General features: G+C 50.7%; 14 protein-coding genes. 12 read left to right on the top strand and 2 right to left on the bottom strand.

All coding sequences use genetic code 11. From position 1 onward, the window contains the following. The first annotated feature begins 11 nt into the window (after nucleotides 1-11). Complete coding sequence (locus tag ACETK5_RS08140; protein ID WP_100537845.1) at nucleotides 12-548, top strand: hypothetical protein; 537 nt, start codon at nucleotides 12-14, stop codon at nucleotides 546-548. A 143-nt stretch (nucleotides 549-691) separates the two neighbouring features. Here ACETK5_RS08140 and ACETK5_RS08145 read toward each other — a convergent pair whose 3' ends face one another. Continuing rightward, on the bottom strand, nucleotides 692-973 hold the full coding sequence (locus ACETK5_RS08145; RefSeq protein WP_006211013.1) for a CD3324 family protein: 282 nt from the start codon (nucleotides 971-973) through the stop codon (nucleotides 692-694). Nucleotides 974-1,412: 439 nt separating this feature from the next. On the opposite strand from ACETK5_RS08145, the gene ACETK5_RS08150 reads away from it, so the two are divergent. The 11 genes from ACETK5_RS08150 (at nucleotide 1,413) to ACETK5_RS08200 (ending at nucleotide 15,150) form a co-directional block, all read left to right on the top strand. Then, entirely contained in the window at nucleotides 1,413-3,134 is a 1,722-nt protein-coding gene (locus ACETK5_RS08150; protein ID WP_394055019.1) for a GAF domain-containing sensor histidine kinase, read from the top strand. Then, nucleotides 3,112-3,777, top strand: a complete 666-nt coding sequence (locus ACETK5_RS08155; protein WP_394055021.1) for a response regulator — start codon at nucleotides 3,112-3,114, stop codon at nucleotides 3,775-3,777. Before ACETK5_RS08150 ends, ACETK5_RS08155 begins: the two co-directional genes overlap by 23 nt. A 180-nt stretch (nucleotides 3,778-3,957) precedes the next feature. Next, a complete protein-coding gene (locus tag ACETK5_RS08160; protein WP_100537842.1) occupies nucleotides 3,958-4,518 on the top strand; it encodes an NADPH-dependent FMN reductase in 561 nt (186 codons plus the stop codon). After that, the gene (locus ACETK5_RS08165; RefSeq protein WP_326113158.1) at nucleotides 4,515-6,227 is read left to right on the top strand and encodes a VOC family protein; all 1,713 of its coding nucleotides are present in this window, start codon (nucleotides 4,515-4,517) and stop codon (nucleotides 6,225-6,227) included. Before ACETK5_RS08160 ends, ACETK5_RS08165 begins: the two co-directional genes overlap by 4 nt. 103 nt (nucleotides 6,228-6,330) lie before the next feature. Continuing rightward, nucleotides 6,331-6,873, top strand: coding sequence for an NADPH-dependent FMN reductase (locus ACETK5_RS08170; RefSeq protein WP_394055023.1), 543 nt, complete (start codon nucleotides 6,331-6,333; stop codon nucleotides 6,871-6,873). Nucleotides 6,874-6,993: 120 nt separating this feature from the next. Then, nucleotides 6,994-8,613 carry a response regulator gene (locus ACETK5_RS08175; RefSeq protein ID WP_394055025.1) on the top strand — a complete coding sequence of 540 codons (1,620 nt, stop codon included), beginning with the start codon at nucleotides 6,994-6,996 and terminating at the stop codon, nucleotides 8,611-8,613. After that, entirely contained in the window at nucleotides 8,610-10,406 is a 1,797-nt protein-coding gene (locus ACETK5_RS08180) for a sensor histidine kinase (protein ID WP_394055027.1), read from the top strand. The genes ACETK5_RS08175 and ACETK5_RS08180 overlap by 4 nt, the downstream gene beginning before the upstream one ends. Beyond that, a complete protein-coding gene (locus tag ACETK5_RS08185) occupies nucleotides 10,403-11,383 on the top strand; it encodes a substrate-binding domain-containing protein (protein ID WP_394055029.1) in 981 nt (326 codons plus the stop codon). Before ACETK5_RS08180 ends, ACETK5_RS08185 begins: the two co-directional genes overlap by 4 nt. A 133-nt stretch (nucleotides 11,384-11,516) precedes the next feature. Next, the gene (locus tag ACETK5_RS08190) at nucleotides 11,517-13,016 is read left to right on the top strand and encodes a sugar ABC transporter ATP-binding protein (protein ID WP_394055031.1); all 1,500 of its coding nucleotides are present in this window, start codon (nucleotides 11,517-11,519) and stop codon (nucleotides 13,014-13,016) included. A 34-nt stretch (nucleotides 13,017-13,050) separates the two neighbouring features. Further along, nucleotides 13,051-14,019, top strand: a complete 969-nt coding sequence (locus tag ACETK5_RS08195; RefSeq protein ID WP_071220346.1) for an ABC transporter permease — start codon at nucleotides 13,051-13,053, stop codon at nucleotides 14,017-14,019. 102 nt (nucleotides 14,020-14,121) lie between these two features. Next, complete coding sequence (locus ACETK5_RS08200) at nucleotides 14,122-15,150, top strand: ABC transporter substrate-binding protein (RefSeq protein WP_326120361.1); 1,029 nt, start codon at nucleotides 14,122-14,124, stop codon at nucleotides 15,148-15,150. A gap of 223 nt (nucleotides 15,151-15,373) precedes the next feature. On the opposite strand, the gene ACETK5_RS08205 is transcribed toward ACETK5_RS08200, so the two are convergent. Beyond that, on the bottom strand, nucleotides 15,374-15,919 hold the full coding sequence (locus ACETK5_RS08205; protein WP_394055033.1) for an AAA family ATPase: 546 nt from the start codon (nucleotides 15,917-15,919) through the stop codon (nucleotides 15,374-15,376). Nucleotides 15,920-16,282: the final 363 nt, after the last annotated feature.

Below are 16,282 nucleotides of genomic sequence, written 5' to 3' on the forward strand. Positions count from 1 at the left end.
GATGTTCCATCATGCCGCGCAATTTGGAGTATGTTCCTTACGGTTACGAGCCCCCGAAGCCCACAACCAAAGGAACCTTAATATTTTATGACCTCTTTGAGCAGGTCCAGAAGGATTTAGAGCAGGCGGCTGCCATTTTAGAAGAGCGGTCATTTGTAAAATTGGTGTTGTATCCGCTGCATGAAGAGACGGCAAGGCGGATGTTCAAGGAGCCGGTAAGCCCTTATTACAAACGGGAGAAACAGCTTCAGGAATGGGTAGAGGAGCATGGGGGATCATCGGTTGTGATTGAACCCTTCGAGTCGAAACGGAAAAAATACACGCCGATCGATACCGCGCTTCGTCATCTGGTAGAGAAATACGGAAGTCCCCATTTTCTGATCCTGACTCCTGAAGTAGCTAATGTGTTTGCATCCTTTTCTTCATTCGAGGAATGGATCGTGAAGCTGAGGCTAATCCTCTTGTCCGAGCCGCCGTACTTGCACCCGAGATTGGAGAAATTTCGCCATCGCTGGGACATCGCGGGGGAGAAGCGGGAAGATCACTAGGGTATAAAAAATGCCCGACTGTAGATTCGCCTACAGTCGGGCATTTTCTATGATGGAGTAACGTTCATATAAAATGAAAAGGACTGCGCCCCAGGGGAACAGTCCTATGTTAATCCGTATGCAGACCGTTAAATCTCATCGATTCAGGTCCCTACGCGGGTAAGTTTACTTATGATCTTGCGCACGCTTTCTCCAGACAGGAAGTAGGTCCGTTCCAATTCCTCAATGGACCGTCCTTTGCAATAAGCGCGATACATTTCTTTATTTCGACTTTCGATGCGTTGTTTGGAACCGCTTAACTCTCCCCAGCCGGCTCTTTGCTCGCTCTGTTTCGGTATGTAGAGTAATTCTCCATCTATATACTGTTGAATTTGCTGCAGCAGCTCGGGGGGAAGCACTTCTCTTCCGTTCTTGTAATGGCCCATCGATGCCCTCCTCTTTCTGTATACATATTTAAGCTATCGCTGAGTTTCAAAACAATTGCATTGATCATGCTTGCCCTCCTCCTTTCGTGAAATTGGTTTTTTTTGATTTGTTGGATTTTTGAATTTAAAAATAGATATAGGGAGCCCGCAGCGGGCTCCCATTTAACGGATATTCGCTTTACGCGAATACCACCTCACGGATCTGAATCATTGCAATCAGCCTCCTTTCAGCTCATTTCGTCGGCCCCGACTTCTATATTAAGCCATATGTAGATGGAAATTTGCAAGAGATAAAACAATATTAATTGTTTTTTACCAAAATTCATGAGGTGAACGATCTGAGAAAAACCCGAACGACTCATAGGGAATTTTGATGGTGTGTGACAGGATTATATAATATAGTTACTTCAGAATGCAAAAAAAGAAGGAGCTTTCGTGTATGTCCAATCACGATCCGCATATTCAGGAGTTAATCACGCTGAAGACGATCGCAGAAACGTTGAACGAGTCCAATGAGCTTGCCCCCATGCTGGACGTTGTTATTGCCAAGCTGCTGGAGCTAACGGGACTTACGACCGGTTGGCTGTTCCTGGTGGAAGATCAGGGAACGCATGAATTCGTAGCCAGCCGGAATTTGCCACCTGCCCTGAGCCGGGATAATAATGAACCCATGAGATGCGGCAGCTGCTGGTGCCTGGAGCGTTACGATGACGGACGTCTGAAAAATGCAGTGAACATTTTGAATTGCAAGCGTCTGGATAACGCCGTTCGGTATCAATGGGGCGATACAGAAGGCATAACCCACCATGCAACCGTTCCGCTGCGATCCGGCAGCCGCAGGTTCGGCGTACTGAATGTGGCTGCACCCGGGAAGCTGCATTTCACCAAAGAGGAACTGGCACTGCTGGAATCGGTAGCCTACCAAATTGGAAGCGCCATTGAGCGCATGCGGCTCTACGCAGCTGAGCAGCGCCGTGCGGATTTGTTTGCCCGGCTTGGGGAATATAGCAGCGCTCTCGGTGCTTATGCTTCCCAAGCGGTTAATCGTGCCGAATTAACGAAGCAAGTCATGAGTTTAATGGGCCGTTATTTTGACTGGCCGGTTGCCGCATTGCTGGAGCCAATCGGCAATGAAATGACACTTCGTGCCCTATACAGCGGAGGGCAGACAACGCTGCCCCATGCTAAATTTCGGCTTGCTGAAACTCCTCAAACCCGTTCTGGCAAGGGAAGGGTCTCTGAGGATCCGGTCGTCAGTGCTGAAGACGCGCAGCGGCTTGCGGATCTATTGGTGGAACAGGGATGGATTTCATCCATCCCCCGAGCAGTTGCGGTTCCGCTGGCGGCTGCCGGGGACACCTCTTTTGGACTGCTTTTGGTAGGGTACGATCATCATGGGAATTCGTACCGGGCGGATAGGGAGGTGATTGAGGCACTGGCTGAACATATCGGCATGACACTTCAGCGCATTCGTCTAGAGGAGAACCGGCGCGAGCTCGCAAGAATGGATGAACGAAATCGTTTAGCCCGAGACCTGCACGACTCGGTAAGTCAAACCCTGTTCTCGCTGGTGATGATGTCCAAGGGTGTAGGGAGTATGCTTGCTGCGGAGCCTAATGAGCAGAGAAGCTTGCTCCAGGACACGATCCACGATATTCAGTCGTTATCGCAAAATGCGCTGAAGGAAATGCGGGAACTGATCATGCAGCTTCGCCCACCCGGACTTGAGGAAGGGCTTATGACAGGCCTGAAACAATACGGCGAACGTTTGAAACTCCATGTAAGTTCACATATCAGCGGGATACGGGACCTGCCCCGGATCGTGGAAGAAGCATTGTGGAGGATCGGTCAAGAGGCGCTGAACAATGTTAGCAAGCATGCGGATACAAAGGAAGTAACGGTAGTATTAACCCTGCAGGACAATGAAGTCGAACTTCGGATCGAAGATCATGGCCGCGGGATTACCAAGCAACGATTGAACGAGCTGACAAGACATTCGATAGGGTTGTCCAGCATGCGGGAACGGGCCGAATCGCTCGGAGGACAATTCCGTCTATACAGTGTGTACAGAGAGGGAACCATCATTGAGGTTTCGCTGCCCATAAGGGTGAGATCAACAGAGAATGGGGGGATAATGGATGATCCGATTGTTGATCGCTGACGATCACGCCATGGTACGCCGGGGGCTTCAGGTTTTTCTGGCGACGCAGCCGGATATTGAGATGGTTGGCGAAGCCGCGAATGGCGAGGAGACGTTGGAGACGGCCAAACATCTAAATCCCGATGTCGTGTTAATGGATCTGAATATGCCGATCCTCAACGGAATCGATACGACCGCACGATTAAAAAAAGAACAGCCTCACATTAAAGTCATCGTGCTGACCTCGTTTATCGATTATGACCATGTTCTTCCAGCCATTCGGGCAGGCGCACGCGGCTATCTTCTTAAGGATATCGAGCCTGAGGATCTGGTGGCTGCGGTCAGGCGTGTAAATGAAGGCCAAGTCGAACTGCATCCGGATGCGGCAGGCCTGCTCATGACACATGTTACATCGCCGGCGGGAGCAGATGAGACCAGCGCGTCCGGCCATCAGGAAGAGGCTGCGCAGTTGGATAAACTTACCCGCCGGGAGCAGGAGGTGCTGCAGCTGATTGCATCGGGTATGAACAACAGGGAAATCAGCGAAGCGCTTTACATCACCGAGAAGACGGTTAAAACCCATGTCAGCCATCTGCTCGATAAGCTGGGGGTTGCCGACCGGACACAGGCGGCCATTTATGCGCTCAAGCATGGAATCGTATAAGGATTGCTGTATTTGGCTTACATAACGGTAAATATCTAAGACTATAGTTGTAGAAGCTCTCAGCCGAAGGCATGAGAGCTTTTGCTCGTAAAATCACTCTAAATGTTGACGATTTCCATGGCCTGCCTCCTCTACAATGTACTTAACAAAACATTGGATACCAATAAGGGAGGCAGTACCATGAAGATCGTGATTATAGCTGGCAGCAATCGTAAGGAAGCAACAAGCACCGTTCTGGCCAAAGCCTTGGAAGCGCAAATGAATCGGTTGTTCGTGGAAGTGAAGCTGTTTAACCTGTATGAAACACCGCTCCCGTTCTACTCGCCTGACGAGATATTCAACCGCCATGATGGCGTGCGCGAGCTGCAGCGCCTATTAATGGAGGCGGACGGCATTATTTTGACTACCCCAGAGTATCACGGAGGGATGAGCGGAGTTTTGAAGAACGCTTTGGATCATTTGGGGCAGATGCATTTCTCGGGTAAACCGGTTCTATCGGTAAGCTCGGCGGGAGGGGCGGTCGGCGTGAGTTCACTGCAGCAAATGCAGGCTACCATACGCAATTTGCACGGAATTAATAGTCCGGAATGGATCTCCATTGGCGGTTCTCAGCGTGCCATTTACGAATCCGAAGCGGCAGAAGGCACGATTGTGCTGGATTATCGGGCTAAAGAGGCGCTATCCATCTTTATGGAGCTGGTCAAGAAGATCAGCAGTAAAGAGGAGGTTGAAACCTCATGATCACTCATTTTGCCGGATTGAAATTAAAAACGGTCTCCATTCAGGGCGTGAAACAATTCTACAACGGATTGCTTCACTTCCCGATTGCAAGTGAAAGCGAGGTTGAGGTCGTATTTCAGCCTACACCGGATTTCACGCTCGCTTTTGAAGAAGCGTATGAACCTATAGCTCCTGCCCATATCGCGTTTGAAGTGCCTTATTCTCAGTTTGAATCCCTGATCCAGAAGCTCGCAGAGCAGGTACCTTTGTTGAAATGGCCTGATGGCGAAGTGGTTGAGCGCTTCGAATCCGGTGTGAACGTGTACTTCAAGGATGGTGATGGAAACTTGCTTGAGTTTATCGCGCATGATGATCTAAAGGAAGGGGTACTGGCGCCAAACGGCACCTATGGCGTCCTGTATTTGCGGGAGGTGGGATTGCCCGTGGAAGATCCGGTAGCCGCAAGATTGTGGATGAAGCGGACGCTCGGATTAACGATCTCCAAGGAGTCGGAGCAATTCGCTTTTGCCATTGGAGGAACAGCCCATGCCGTTGTTGTATCAACGAAGCGCAAATGGATTCCGATTTCGATGTATGCGCTGGCACCACCCTTGGAGATAACTTACGGAGTAACAGACGAACGGTTTCTGGACCGGGTTCGTTCCACTCTGGATCGGCGGATGATCGTTTCGGATAACAAGGATGGATTGCATTTTAGAATGTATGGTTACAGCATCCGAATGAAGATAACAAGCTTTCCCAAAGACATTGCAGCCCGGCTGAATCTGCCGAGTGCAATCGAAGGGAAGGAGGTGAATTCGGTCATTAGTGACCGGTATTTGGAAGATGGTCTTACGGCCTTGAGCCGCGGCGGCGAGGTTGGCTGGTTTGAAGGACATGTCGGCGGGGCGTATTTGGCTGCTTATTATATGCAGAAGGAGTTTGATTTGCCGCAAGATGTACGGAAGGGGTTGGCCGCCAATTGCCGGCATTTGCGCAGTCAGCATGAAGATTGGTTCGAACCCTATCCTGCCGAGCCTGCGCAGCCTGAATTAATGAATCAATTGATTGAAGGACTGCTGCCTAATCTGACGAATCTGAGCACCTCCGGACATGGTGTTACCCTGGCCGTCTTGGGACTGAAAGCATTGCGGGACCGTCCGGACTTGCTGACGCCGTCTATCGTTCGAGGCTTACTCAAGCTGATGGAAGATGCGGCCGTTGAACATAAGCTTGCAAGGTATTACGGAATCGAAGATTATACGAAGCTGGATCGTTCCGAAATCCGGCTCTCGGACGAGCCGCCGTACCGGAATGCATCCGATCTGGCTGGGCGTGCTTTATCCGAGTTGGATCACGTGCTGCCGGATCAACACGTTGAAGGTAAGTACTACTTTTTTGCAGGTGAGCTTGAGCATGGAATTACCCACGCCCACGCATTGATTGAGCTGGAACGGCTCGGATATGCTCAGCTTGCCAAGCTTGGTCAAAGCAATCACCGGCTGCAAATGAAACTCAACCGTTTAAAGCCACAAACGCTTTTGAATCAGGGGGTTCAGGCACCTGAAGAAGCTTCGATTATGGATTCGGCTTATTGGAGTAAACGGTATGAAGATCCGCATGCCATCAAGGTGCCTTATGCGGCACTGGCTCTGCTCCAATATGTGCCGCCTGAACGGAGAGAAGATATGGAGCGAGATGTGTGTAAACTACTCTCGTTGATGAAATAGGACAAAGGATATTTTGACATTGGTAATATATGGTGTTAGGCTAAAAATTAGTTGTTAAAAATAGATTGAAATATGCTAAGAAGGCATAGAACTGGAGGGTATCATGAAAGTCGCAATCGTTGTTGGAAGCATTAGAAAAGAGTCGTACAATATGAAACTGGCGGAATATTTGAAGCAGCGCTACTCGGATCAGATTGCGTTTGAAATCTTGGGGCTTCGAGATCTTCCGTTCTATGATCAAGACATTGAGCTGGACCCTCCTGCGGTCGTCAAGGATTTCAAAGAGCGGATTGCTGCCGCCGATGCGGTATTGTGGATCACGCCGGAGTATAATTACTCCATACCGGGCGTACTCAAGAACGCGCTCGACTGGTTATCGCGCGTCGATAAGGTCATGAACGGGAAGCCTTCATGGATCATGGGGGCGTCGATGGGACAGCTTGGAACCGTTCGCGCTCAAGAACATCTCCGGGATATTCTGTTTTCTGTCGGCATTACTTCGCCGCTGCTTCCGAACAATGAAGTATATATCGGAGCGGTACATGAGAAGATGGATGAGTCCGGCAAGCTGGTTCATGAGCCGACGATCGGTTTCCTTGATATCGTGGTGAACAATTTCATTACGTGGATGAACACCCGCAAATAAATACGTAGTCATGGAGCCCTTTGGCAGTTGCCTGCCAAAGGGCTTTTCCTGTAATATTCACCTCGTAACACGAGATAACCTAAGCAAATGCGATTTGCTTTTGAACGGGGGAGGCTTTGATTGTATACGATTCTTATTGTGGACGACGAACCGATCGTAAGGGAAGGGATCCGAAACCGGATTCAGTGGGCTGATCATGGCTTTGAATGCATCGGGGATTGCGAGAACGGCAGGGATGCATTGGAGACTGTAACCCGCCATCCACCCGATGTTGTGTTAACGGACATCAACATGCCGTACATGGATGGCCTGGAATTGTCCCGCCATATTACGGAACGTTTTCCAAAGACGAAGATCATCATCCTGACCGGGTTTGACGATTTCGAATATGCCCAGCAGGCGGTGAAGCTGCAGGTCACGGATTTTATTTTGAAACCGGTTACTTCGGCGGAGTTAAGGGAGATGCTAGATAAACTCAAACTGGAAATGGATGAGGAACGCGGACATACGGAGCACTTGAAGAGGCTCAAGCATCAGTTGAATGAGAGTTTGGTCCTGCTTAAGGAACGATTTCTTGAACGACTGGCGTCATCGCCGATGAAGCGATCCGAGATCGAAAGCAAGCTGTCTTATTTTGATATTCCGCTTCCGGGGCCGCTTTATATCGCAATGGCAGTGGATATGGATGAGCGACGTTCGGATGAACAGCACGTCGATCATGAGCTGTATGCTTTTGCCTTATACAACATCATTCAGGAAATATTGGCGGGAGAGCCCGGTACAGCCGTTTTTCGCTACAAGGAGAACAAAGTCATGACCATTCTATCGGGCTCCGGCGAGGAGGAGCTGCAAGCTCGGGCGCAGAAGCTGGCGGAGGATATTCGCGGATCTACGAAACAGTTCATGAAATTCACGGTCACGCTGGGCATCGGAACGATGTGCCGCGACCTTCAGGATATCCGTTATTCCTGCAGAGCTTCGGAAGCTGCATTGGAATACCGCCTCCTGATCGGCCGCGATCAGGTGATCCATATCACGGATCTTGAAAAGCGGGGGAACGCTCCTCTCCAGGATGGGATCGAAACCGAGTCAGCGCTAATCTCTGCGATCCGGGCCGGTACGGACGCTGAAGTGAAGGCGAGCATCCGGCAGCTGATCAAGGAACTTGGAAGCGCTTCAATTTCAATCGACCTGTGTTATGTGCGGATCGTACGAGTGATGCTTGCAGTTCTTCAAACCTTGATGGAAATCGGCAGCAATGAGAATGAGTTGATCGGCAAGGAGAAGAGGCTGCTGTCCGATTTGTATTCTTTTCGTTCACTGGATGAGATTGAGCATTGGTTAAATGAGGTGTGTGAACAAGCGCTAAGGGACGTTGCCAAGACGAGAAAGGACATGACCCGCACCCAGATGCTGGAGGCGGTCGATTTCATTCAGCGGCATTACGAGGATGTGGAGTTATCGATTAAGACCGTGTGCAGCCGGATCTACATGAGCACGAGTTATTTCAGCGCTTTGTTCAAGTCGCATACCGGGAAGACCTTCGTTGAATACGTAACGGAAGTCCGAATGGAGAAAGCGAAGGAACTTCTGAAGCATTCCTTGATGAGAACCTATGAAATTGCGGCGAAAACCGGTTATCAGGATCCTCAATATTTTAGCGTGCTGTTTAAGAAACATACCGGAGATACCCCGACGGAGTACCGGAATAAAATGACGTCAGGCAGGGTTAGTCCATGAAGGCTCCCCAGCGAATCAAAAGCATTCAATCCCGGATTGCCAGCTCCTTCGTGATGCTGGTGCTGTTTACGGCGCTGCTGCTGATCTTTATCTCCTATCGGCTGTCCGAATCGGCTGTGCGCGAAACGGCGGAGAGTTATACCTCCGAACTGATCAATCAAGTCAATGCGAATATCCAAACCTACATTACGGGGATGAAGGACATCTCGCTGGCGGCGATGAACAACCCGAATGTGAGGGAATATCTTGCCTTGGCCGATGAACTGCAGCCTGCGGAACTAGCCATATTAAAAGCGAAGATATCGGAATATTTCCACTCGATTCGGGTTTCGCGCAAAGATATTGCGTCGATTAATATTTTAGGAGCGGGCGGGACCTTCATCTCCGATCGGGCGGACGCCGAACTGAATCCCTATATTGTGATATCGGAGCAGCCCTGGTATCGGCAGGCGAAGGAAAACAACGGACAGACGGTGATCTCTTCGTCCCATGTACAGCCGGTCATCAAGGGAGAGTACCGTTGGGTCGTATCACTGAGCCGCGAGCTCAGCGGCGTGAATCCTTCGAATGGGCTTGGCATTCTGTTGATCGATCTTAACTTCAAGGTGATTAACGATATGCTCAGCAAGCTGGATCTGGGGAACCGGGGCTACGTGTTCGTGATTGACCGTCAAGGGCGGATTGTGTATCACCCGCAGCAGCAGCTGCTCTACAGCAATTTGAAGACGGAGAGATTAGAGCAGGTGCTTCAGGACAAGGAAGGGGGATTTGTCGTGAAGGAGGGCGGGGCAAGCCGGATATACAGTATCAAGGATACGGATTTCGGCTGGAAAATCGTCGGCGTTTTTTATGAGAATGAGCTGGTGGACAATAAGAAGCAGATGCAGCTTTCTTTTGCCATAGCAGGGTTGTTATGCCTTGGCGTCGGCGTGCTGTTCTCCGTCGTCATCTCCCGCAACTTGACGCGTCCCATCAAGAAGCTCCAAGAAAAAATGATGGAAGTGGAGAAGGGGAATTTTGATATCCGGGTTCCCGTGGGGCATTCCAGGGAAATCTCGGGCCTAGCCCGCAGCTTCAATGTGATGGTGCTGAAGGTGAAGGAATTGATGGTTCAAATCGTGATAGAGCAGGAGATTAAGAGGAAAAGCGAGTTGAATGCCCTGCAAGCCCAAATCAATCCCCATTTCCTCTACAATACGCTCGATTCCATTATATGGATGGCCGAGAGCAAGAAGCATGATGAGGTGATTCTGATGACATCGGCTTTAGCAAGGCTGTTTCGAGCTTCGCTCAGCAAAGGGAGGGAAATGATCCCGATTGCTACCGAGGTGGAGCATATAACGAATTATTTAAAAATACAACAAATGCGATACCAGGACAAAATCCGGTTTGCTCTGGATATGGATCGCGAACTTTACCCTTATCTTACGTTGAAGGTGCTGCTGCAGCCGCTGGTGGAGAATGCCATTTATCATGGTATCAAGAACAAAGAAGGTCCGGGTACGATCACGATTACGGGGAAGCGTCGAGATAACCGCATCGAGTTTCAAGTCAAGGACGACGGCATCGGGATGGATCAGTCCAAAGTTGAGACATTATTAACCTCTACAGGGAGCAAACAATCGAGAAACAGCGTTGGCATTGCAAATGTTCATCAGCGGATTCAGTTATATTTTGGAACGGAATATGGTCTTAGCTATGCGAGCGCGCCGGGATCGGGGACAATCGTAACGCTGGTTATTCCTGCCGTTCATCCGGATGAATGGCGGAGCTTGGAGGGGGATGTGCCATGAAGTCGTACATGAGACTGCGATATATTTTATTGCTGCTGGTTCCGGTTCTTATTCTGGGTTACGCGGTTTATCACTGGTCCAAGGAAGACCCCGGTACCAAGAAGATCATCGTGGGTGTCAAAGCCCTGGATGAGAATGAATTCTGGCGGGTGCTGATTGAAGGGGTGAGCACGGCTTCTCGTGAATTCGGCGTGGATGTCTCGGTGGTAGGACCCACGCAGGAAATCGAAGTCGACTTGCAGATTCAATTGCTGGAGGAAGCCATCAAGCAGAAGCCGGATGCGATTGTTTTGGCCGCCGCTGATTATAACCGTCTGGTTCCAGTTGCGGAGTCGATTCGCAAAGCTGACATCCCGCTTATTATGATTGATTCCGCCGTTAACGGTGATTATGCACAGAGCTTAATCGCGACCGATAATGTTCATGCGGGACAGAAGGCAGGCAAGGAGCTTTCCTCGCGGCTGCCGGCACATGCCAAGGTTGCTATTATCAGTTTCGTACGGGGCACCTCGACGCAGATTGAGAGGGAACAAGGGGTTCGAAGCATTTTGGAGCAGCGCAGCGGCACGGAAATTGTGGGTACTTACTACAGCGAGGGCAAGGAGGAGAGAGCTTATGAAATCACGAAGAAGCTGCTGCTGGAGACGCCTGACCTGAATGGAATCGTGGGACTGAATGAGCCTTCAACGGTGGGGGCAGGCAGAGCGATTCGAGAATTGGGGCTGGGGGGCAAGGTCAAGCTGGTCGGATTCGACAGCTCGGTGAAGGAAGTCAAACTGCTCGAAGAGGGAGTCCTGCAATCCACGATCGTTCAAAAACCCTTCAACATCGGCTACTTAGGCATCAAAACAGCCGTATCCATCATCGAAGGAGACAAAGTGTCACGCAACGTGTACACCGATTCCGTTGTCATCAACAAAGACAATATGTATACCGAGGAGAACCAGAAGCTGCTCTTTCCCTTTGTGGAAGAGTAGCTTCTTCCTTTATGGGGTCCTGTTAACAGATCATAGATTATTCAACATCGATCAGAGAATATTCCATTCCTCCGCAAGGGGAACGCTTTGTACAATGATTCATAAAAGGTGCCAGCTAGAGAGGTGAGGGGCTTTGAGCGAAGTATTGATACAGATGGAAGGAATCATGAAGGAATTTCCGGGCGTGCTTGCATTAAATAACTGCCGATTTGAACTGCTGCGCGGTGAGGTCCACGCGCTTATGGGTGAGAACGGTGCTGGCAAATCAACCATGATGAAAATCTTGACCGGCGTATACCAGAAGGATGCAGGAACGATCACGTACAAGGGGCAGCCCGTGGAGTTAACGAATCCGAAAGCGGCACAAGACGCGGGGATCAGCATGATCCATCAGGAATTGAACTTGGCGCCCGATCTGACAGTTGCTCAGAATATATTCATCGGGCGGGAGCCGCGGCGAAAGCTCCGATTGTTTCTGGATGATCAGGCGCTAAACCGACAAGTGAAGGAACTGTTCGAGCGGATGGGCCTGGACATGGATCCATCCATCAAGGTTTCGGAACTAACGGTGGCCAAGCAGCAGATAGTGGAGATTGCCAAGGCGTTGTCTTATAGCGCCGACGTGCTGGTCATGGATGAGCCTACGGCGGCTTTAAGCGAAACCGAGATTGAGGATTTGTTCCGCATCATTCGCCAGCTTCGCGAAGGCGGAGTTGGAATCGTTTACATTTCCCACCGGATGGATGAGATCAAGCGAATTACGGATCGCATTACGGTAATGCGTGACGGACAGTACATCGATACGGTATCCACAGCTGAAGTTACCACCCAGGACATTATTTCCAAGATGGTTGGCCGGCAAATCTACGAGACCTCGAAGCCGGAGAGGAGCGCAGGTGAACGTGAGACGGTATTGGAGGTTAAAGGACTGAATCAAGGTCGAACTTTGAAGGACATTAACTTCACTCTGAAAAAGGGAGAAATCCTTGGCATTGCAGGGCTGGTTGGCGCGGGGCGGACCGAGCTTGCCCGGGCGATCTTCGGTGCCGACCGCATTCAATCCGGCGAGATCCAGGTTCATGGCCGCAAAATAACGATCAAGGGCCCCCACGATGCGGTGCGCCAAGGGATCGGTTATTTATCCGAGGATCGTAAGCGCTATGGATGCGTCGTCGATCTGGATGTGAAGAGCAATGTGGCTATTGCGTCATACGGTAACTTCGTGCGTCCCGGGGGCTGGATGAGTACGGCCAGGATTCGCAAGCAGGCGGAGGATATGGTCGAACGACTGAAGGTCAAAACACCGCATGTGGACCAGGAAGTAAAGTACCTCTCCGGCGGCAATCAGCAGAAAGTCGTCATCGGCAAATGGCTGACCCGCGATTGCGACATTCTGATCTTCGACGAACCGACGCGCGGGATCGATGTAGGGGCCAAGAGCGAAATCTACCGTTTGCTGAACGATCTAACGGCACAGGGCAAATCCATCATCATGATCTCCTCAGAGCTGCCGGAAATTCTTCGGATGAGTCATCGGGTTCTCGTGATGTGTGAAGGTCGGATTACGGGCGAGCTGGATCAAGAACAGGCGACCCAAGAAAGCATTATGCATCTGGCTACAGCAAGAATGTAAGCCGTTATCCATACACGTTAGGAGGAATAAGCAGATGAACATTCAAATCAAATCGGGCGCGCTTCAGCAAGTGCTGGCCCTAGCCAGCCTGGTCGTTCTCATTCTATTCTTTACGTTCTCATCCAGCAATTTCTTTCAGTTCTCCAATATCGTGGGCATTCTTCTTTCGACCGCGGTGATTGGCGTGCTGGCCTTGGGATCCACCTTTGTCATCATTACCGGCGGCATTGATCTGTCCGTCGGGACGGTCATGACGCTGAGCGGCGTTATGACCGGCGTATGCATCACCTTCTGGGGATTACCGGTACCTGTCGGCATCCTTGGCGGCATCTTAACGGGCGCGCTGTGCGGGCTTTTGTCGGGAACGGCAGTGGCGAAGATGAAGATCCCGCCTTTTATCGCAACGCTGGCGATGATGATGATTGCCAAAGGGCTGGCACTGATTATCTCCGGAGCCAAGCCGGTCTATTTCAACGACGCGGAAAGCTTTGCCGAGGTGTCCCAAGGCAGTGTGCTGGGCTGGTTGATACCGGGCCTTGATATTCCGAATGCGGTCGTTATTTTCTTCATTGCGGCCGTTGTGGGTTACCTCATCTTATCGAAGACCATTATCGGCCGGTATAACTTTGCACTGGGCAGCAACGAGGAGGCGACCCGATTGTCCGGCGTCAATGTGGGCTTCTGGAAAATCGTCATTTACACCCTAACCGGCGCCTTTACGGGCTTGGCCGGTGTCATGATGGCATCGAGGCTGAATTCGGCCAATCCGGCCCTGGGCGCCGGGTATGAGCTGGAAGCCATCGCGGCGGTCGTGATCGGGGGAACTTCGCTCAGCGGAGGGAAAGGGACCATCATCGGTACGGTGATCGGCGCTTTGATCATGAGCGTGCTGACGAATGGATTACGCATTCTGTCCGTGCCGCAGGAGTGGCAAACCGTTGTCGTAGGGTTCGTTATCATACTCGCGGTGTATGCGGATATTTTGCGCAGACGCAAAGCGTAATGTTAGAGCTGCGTTCCACGCTAAGTTAGCCGAATGTTAACGGGTTAGAAGCTTCCTTGGATGGAAGTTCTATAGATGTACTATTTTGATAAACAAGGGGAGATGAAGATTATGAAAAAGCTATCCGTATTGGCTCTGATTCTCATGCTGACTGCAAGTATGCTGGCGGCTTGCGGTTCATCGGGCAATAACGCTGCCGGAGGAACCGACAATCCAAGCGAGGGCGGATCGGGTTCAGGTTCCAGTTCTGCAGCCGAAGGAGAAATCTACATCCCGATCATTTCCAAAGGCTTTCAGCACCAATTCTGGCAGGCGGTAAAAGCCGGTGCCGAGCAAGCTGGGGAAGAGCTTGGCGTACGGATTACCTTTGAAGGACCGGAGACGGAATCCCAGGTGGATAAGCAGATCGAAATGCTGCAGGCAGCACTCGACAAGAAACCAAGCGCGATCGGCTTTGCCGCATTGGATAGCCAGGCCTCCATACCTTATCTGAAAAAAGCCCAGGAAAACAACATCCCTGTCATCGCCTTCGATTCGGGCGTGGAAAGCGACATTCCGGTCACGACCGCATCGACGGACAATATGGCTGCATCCGCGCTTGCGGCAGATAAAATGGCGGAGCTCATCGGGAATGAAGGTAAAATCGCGATGGTGGTCCATGACCAGACCAGCGTAACCGGGGTTAGCCGCCGCGACGGTTTTAAGAAGCAGATCGAAGAGAAGTATCCGAATATCGAGATCGTAGACATTCAATATGGAGGCGGCGATCATCTGAAATCGACGGACCTGGCTAAAGCCATGATGCAGGCACATCCGGATTTGAAGGGGATATTCGGGGCGAATGAGGGCTCCGCCGTCGGCGTCATTAATGCGGTAATGGAGATGAAGAAGGAAGGCCAGATTATCGTGGTCGGGTTCGATTCCGGAAAAGCGCAGATTGACGCGATCAAGAACGGAACCATGGCGGGAGCCATCACACAAAATCCGGTCGGCATCGGATATGAGACGGTAAAAGCCGCCGTGGCGGCCGTCAAAGGGGAGAAGGTCGAGCCGCAGATCGATACGGGATTCTACTGGTACGACAAAAACAATATCGACAGCGACGAGATCAAAGCCGTGATCTATGAGTAAAATGAAATGAAGGGGAGCCCTGTACAGGGCTCCCCTTAACGTGACATCCGCTTACGCAGATGCCACCTCCATATTCTGAATCAATTCGTTCAGCCTCCTTTCCGAGCATTTGGTCCAGCCGGACATCTATATTAAACCATGGCTGGCGGCGGGAATGAAGTGAATAAACAGGCTTAATTGTTTTTTACCAGGAAGCCTTGTCATGAATGATACCGGATTTATGTTAACGGATCTGCCCCTCGTCCCACATCCGCTTCCAAATCTCTTCAACCGTTTCTTCAGGAGATAAATCGGAGGTGTCCAGCCACAGGCCAATTCTCGGCGTCTCGTCGGTCAACCGCCGATTCAACTCATGGATGGTCCATACCCCGTAACCTTTTTTGTCACGAATCAACTCGCGTGCGCTGATGGCATTCTCGGATGGGTTCAGCACAACAACGAAGACGGGAAGGCCGTTTAGCATTTCGGTTATTTGTTGCAGCGCCGGGCCGAGAATGACGTCCTGCAGAACGACATGAAAACCGGCTTCGGCATAGGTTCTGGCAGTGGAGGCGGATAACCTGTAGCGCAAGGCAAGCTGTCTTACCGCTTCGTCAGAAGCATCCGGAAGCATTTCTTCCCTTCCCCTGACAATCATTCTCCGAAACGAGTCTCCCCGCAAATGGACTGCGCGTTCAAACTTCTCGGCCAGCAGCTGGGCTACCGTCGACTTACCGGAAGCCATGACGCCGGTGACAACGATAACCGCTGGTTTACGTGAATGTGACATCGTGTTTCCTCCAGTTTGATTGGATTACAAATGAAGGGAGCCCTATGAGGGGCTCCCTTAAACGTGACACCCGCTTATGCGGATGCCACCTCCATATTCTGAATCAATTCGTTCAGCCTCCTTTCCGATCATTTTGTCCGGCCTGACAACTATATTAAACCACAGCCGTAGGCTGGGCTAAAGTGAACAAACAGGCTTAATTGTTTTTTACCAGCATCTAGACGGAAATTCGTAAATAAACGAAAACCTGAAAACCCTTGTCCCTCCATATTACTTACTTCCACGTAAGTATCTCACTTATAAGTACGTACTTCCGTAAAGTAAACTGTCTACTCTACAATAATCGTGTAGTTATTAACCAAT

Source organism: Paenibacillus ilasis (assembly GCF_043195395.1).
Classification (GTDB): Bacteria; Bacillota; Bacilli; order Paenibacillales; family Paenibacillaceae; genus Paenibacillus_AQ; species Paenibacillus_AQ lautus.

What these genes read in the sequence shown, in the direction of transcription:
- ACETK5_RS08140 (WP_100537845.1), top strand. Translation starts at nt 12, where the DNA reads ATGCCGCGCAATTTGGAGTATGTTCCTTACGGTTACGAGCCCCCGAAG.
- ACETK5_RS08145 (WP_006211013.1), bottom strand. Translation starts at nt 973, where the DNA reads ATGGGCCATTACAAGAACGGAAGAGAAGTGCTTCCCCCCGAGCTGCTG.
- ACETK5_RS08150 (WP_394055019.1), top strand. Translation starts at nt 1,413, where the DNA reads ATGTCCAATCACGATCCGCATATTCAGGAGTTAATCACGCTGAAGACG.
- ACETK5_RS08155 (WP_394055021.1), top strand. Translation starts at nt 3,112, where the DNA reads ATGATCCGATTGTTGATCGCTGACGATCACGCCATGGTACGCCGGGGG.
- ACETK5_RS08160 (WP_100537842.1), top strand. Translation starts at nt 3,958, where the DNA reads ATGAAGATCGTGATTATAGCTGGCAGCAATCGTAAGGAAGCAACAAGC.
- ACETK5_RS08165 (WP_326113158.1), top strand. Translation starts at nt 4,515, where the DNA reads ATGATCACTCATTTTGCCGGATTGAAATTAAAAACGGTCTCCATTCAG.
- ACETK5_RS08170 (WP_394055023.1), top strand. Translation starts at nt 6,331, where the DNA reads ATGAAAGTCGCAATCGTTGTTGGAAGCATTAGAAAAGAGTCGTACAAT.
- ACETK5_RS08180 (WP_394055027.1), top strand. Translation starts at nt 8,610, where the DNA reads ATGAAGGCTCCCCAGCGAATCAAAAGCATTCAATCCCGGATTGCCAGC.
- ACETK5_RS08185 (WP_394055029.1), top strand. Translation starts at nt 10,403, where the DNA reads ATGAAGTCGTACATGAGACTGCGATATATTTTATTGCTGCTGGTTCCG.
- ACETK5_RS08195 (WP_071220346.1), top strand. Translation starts at nt 13,051, where the DNA reads ATGAACATTCAAATCAAATCGGGCGCGCTTCAGCAAGTGCTGGCCCTA.
- ACETK5_RS08200 (WP_326120361.1), top strand. Translation starts at nt 14,122, where the DNA reads ATGAAGATTATGAAAAAGCTATCCGTATTGGCTCTGATTCTCATGCTG.
- ACETK5_RS08205 (WP_394055033.1), bottom strand. Translation starts at nt 15,919, where the DNA reads ATGTCACATTCACGTAAACCAGCGGTTATCGTTGTCACCGGCGTCATG.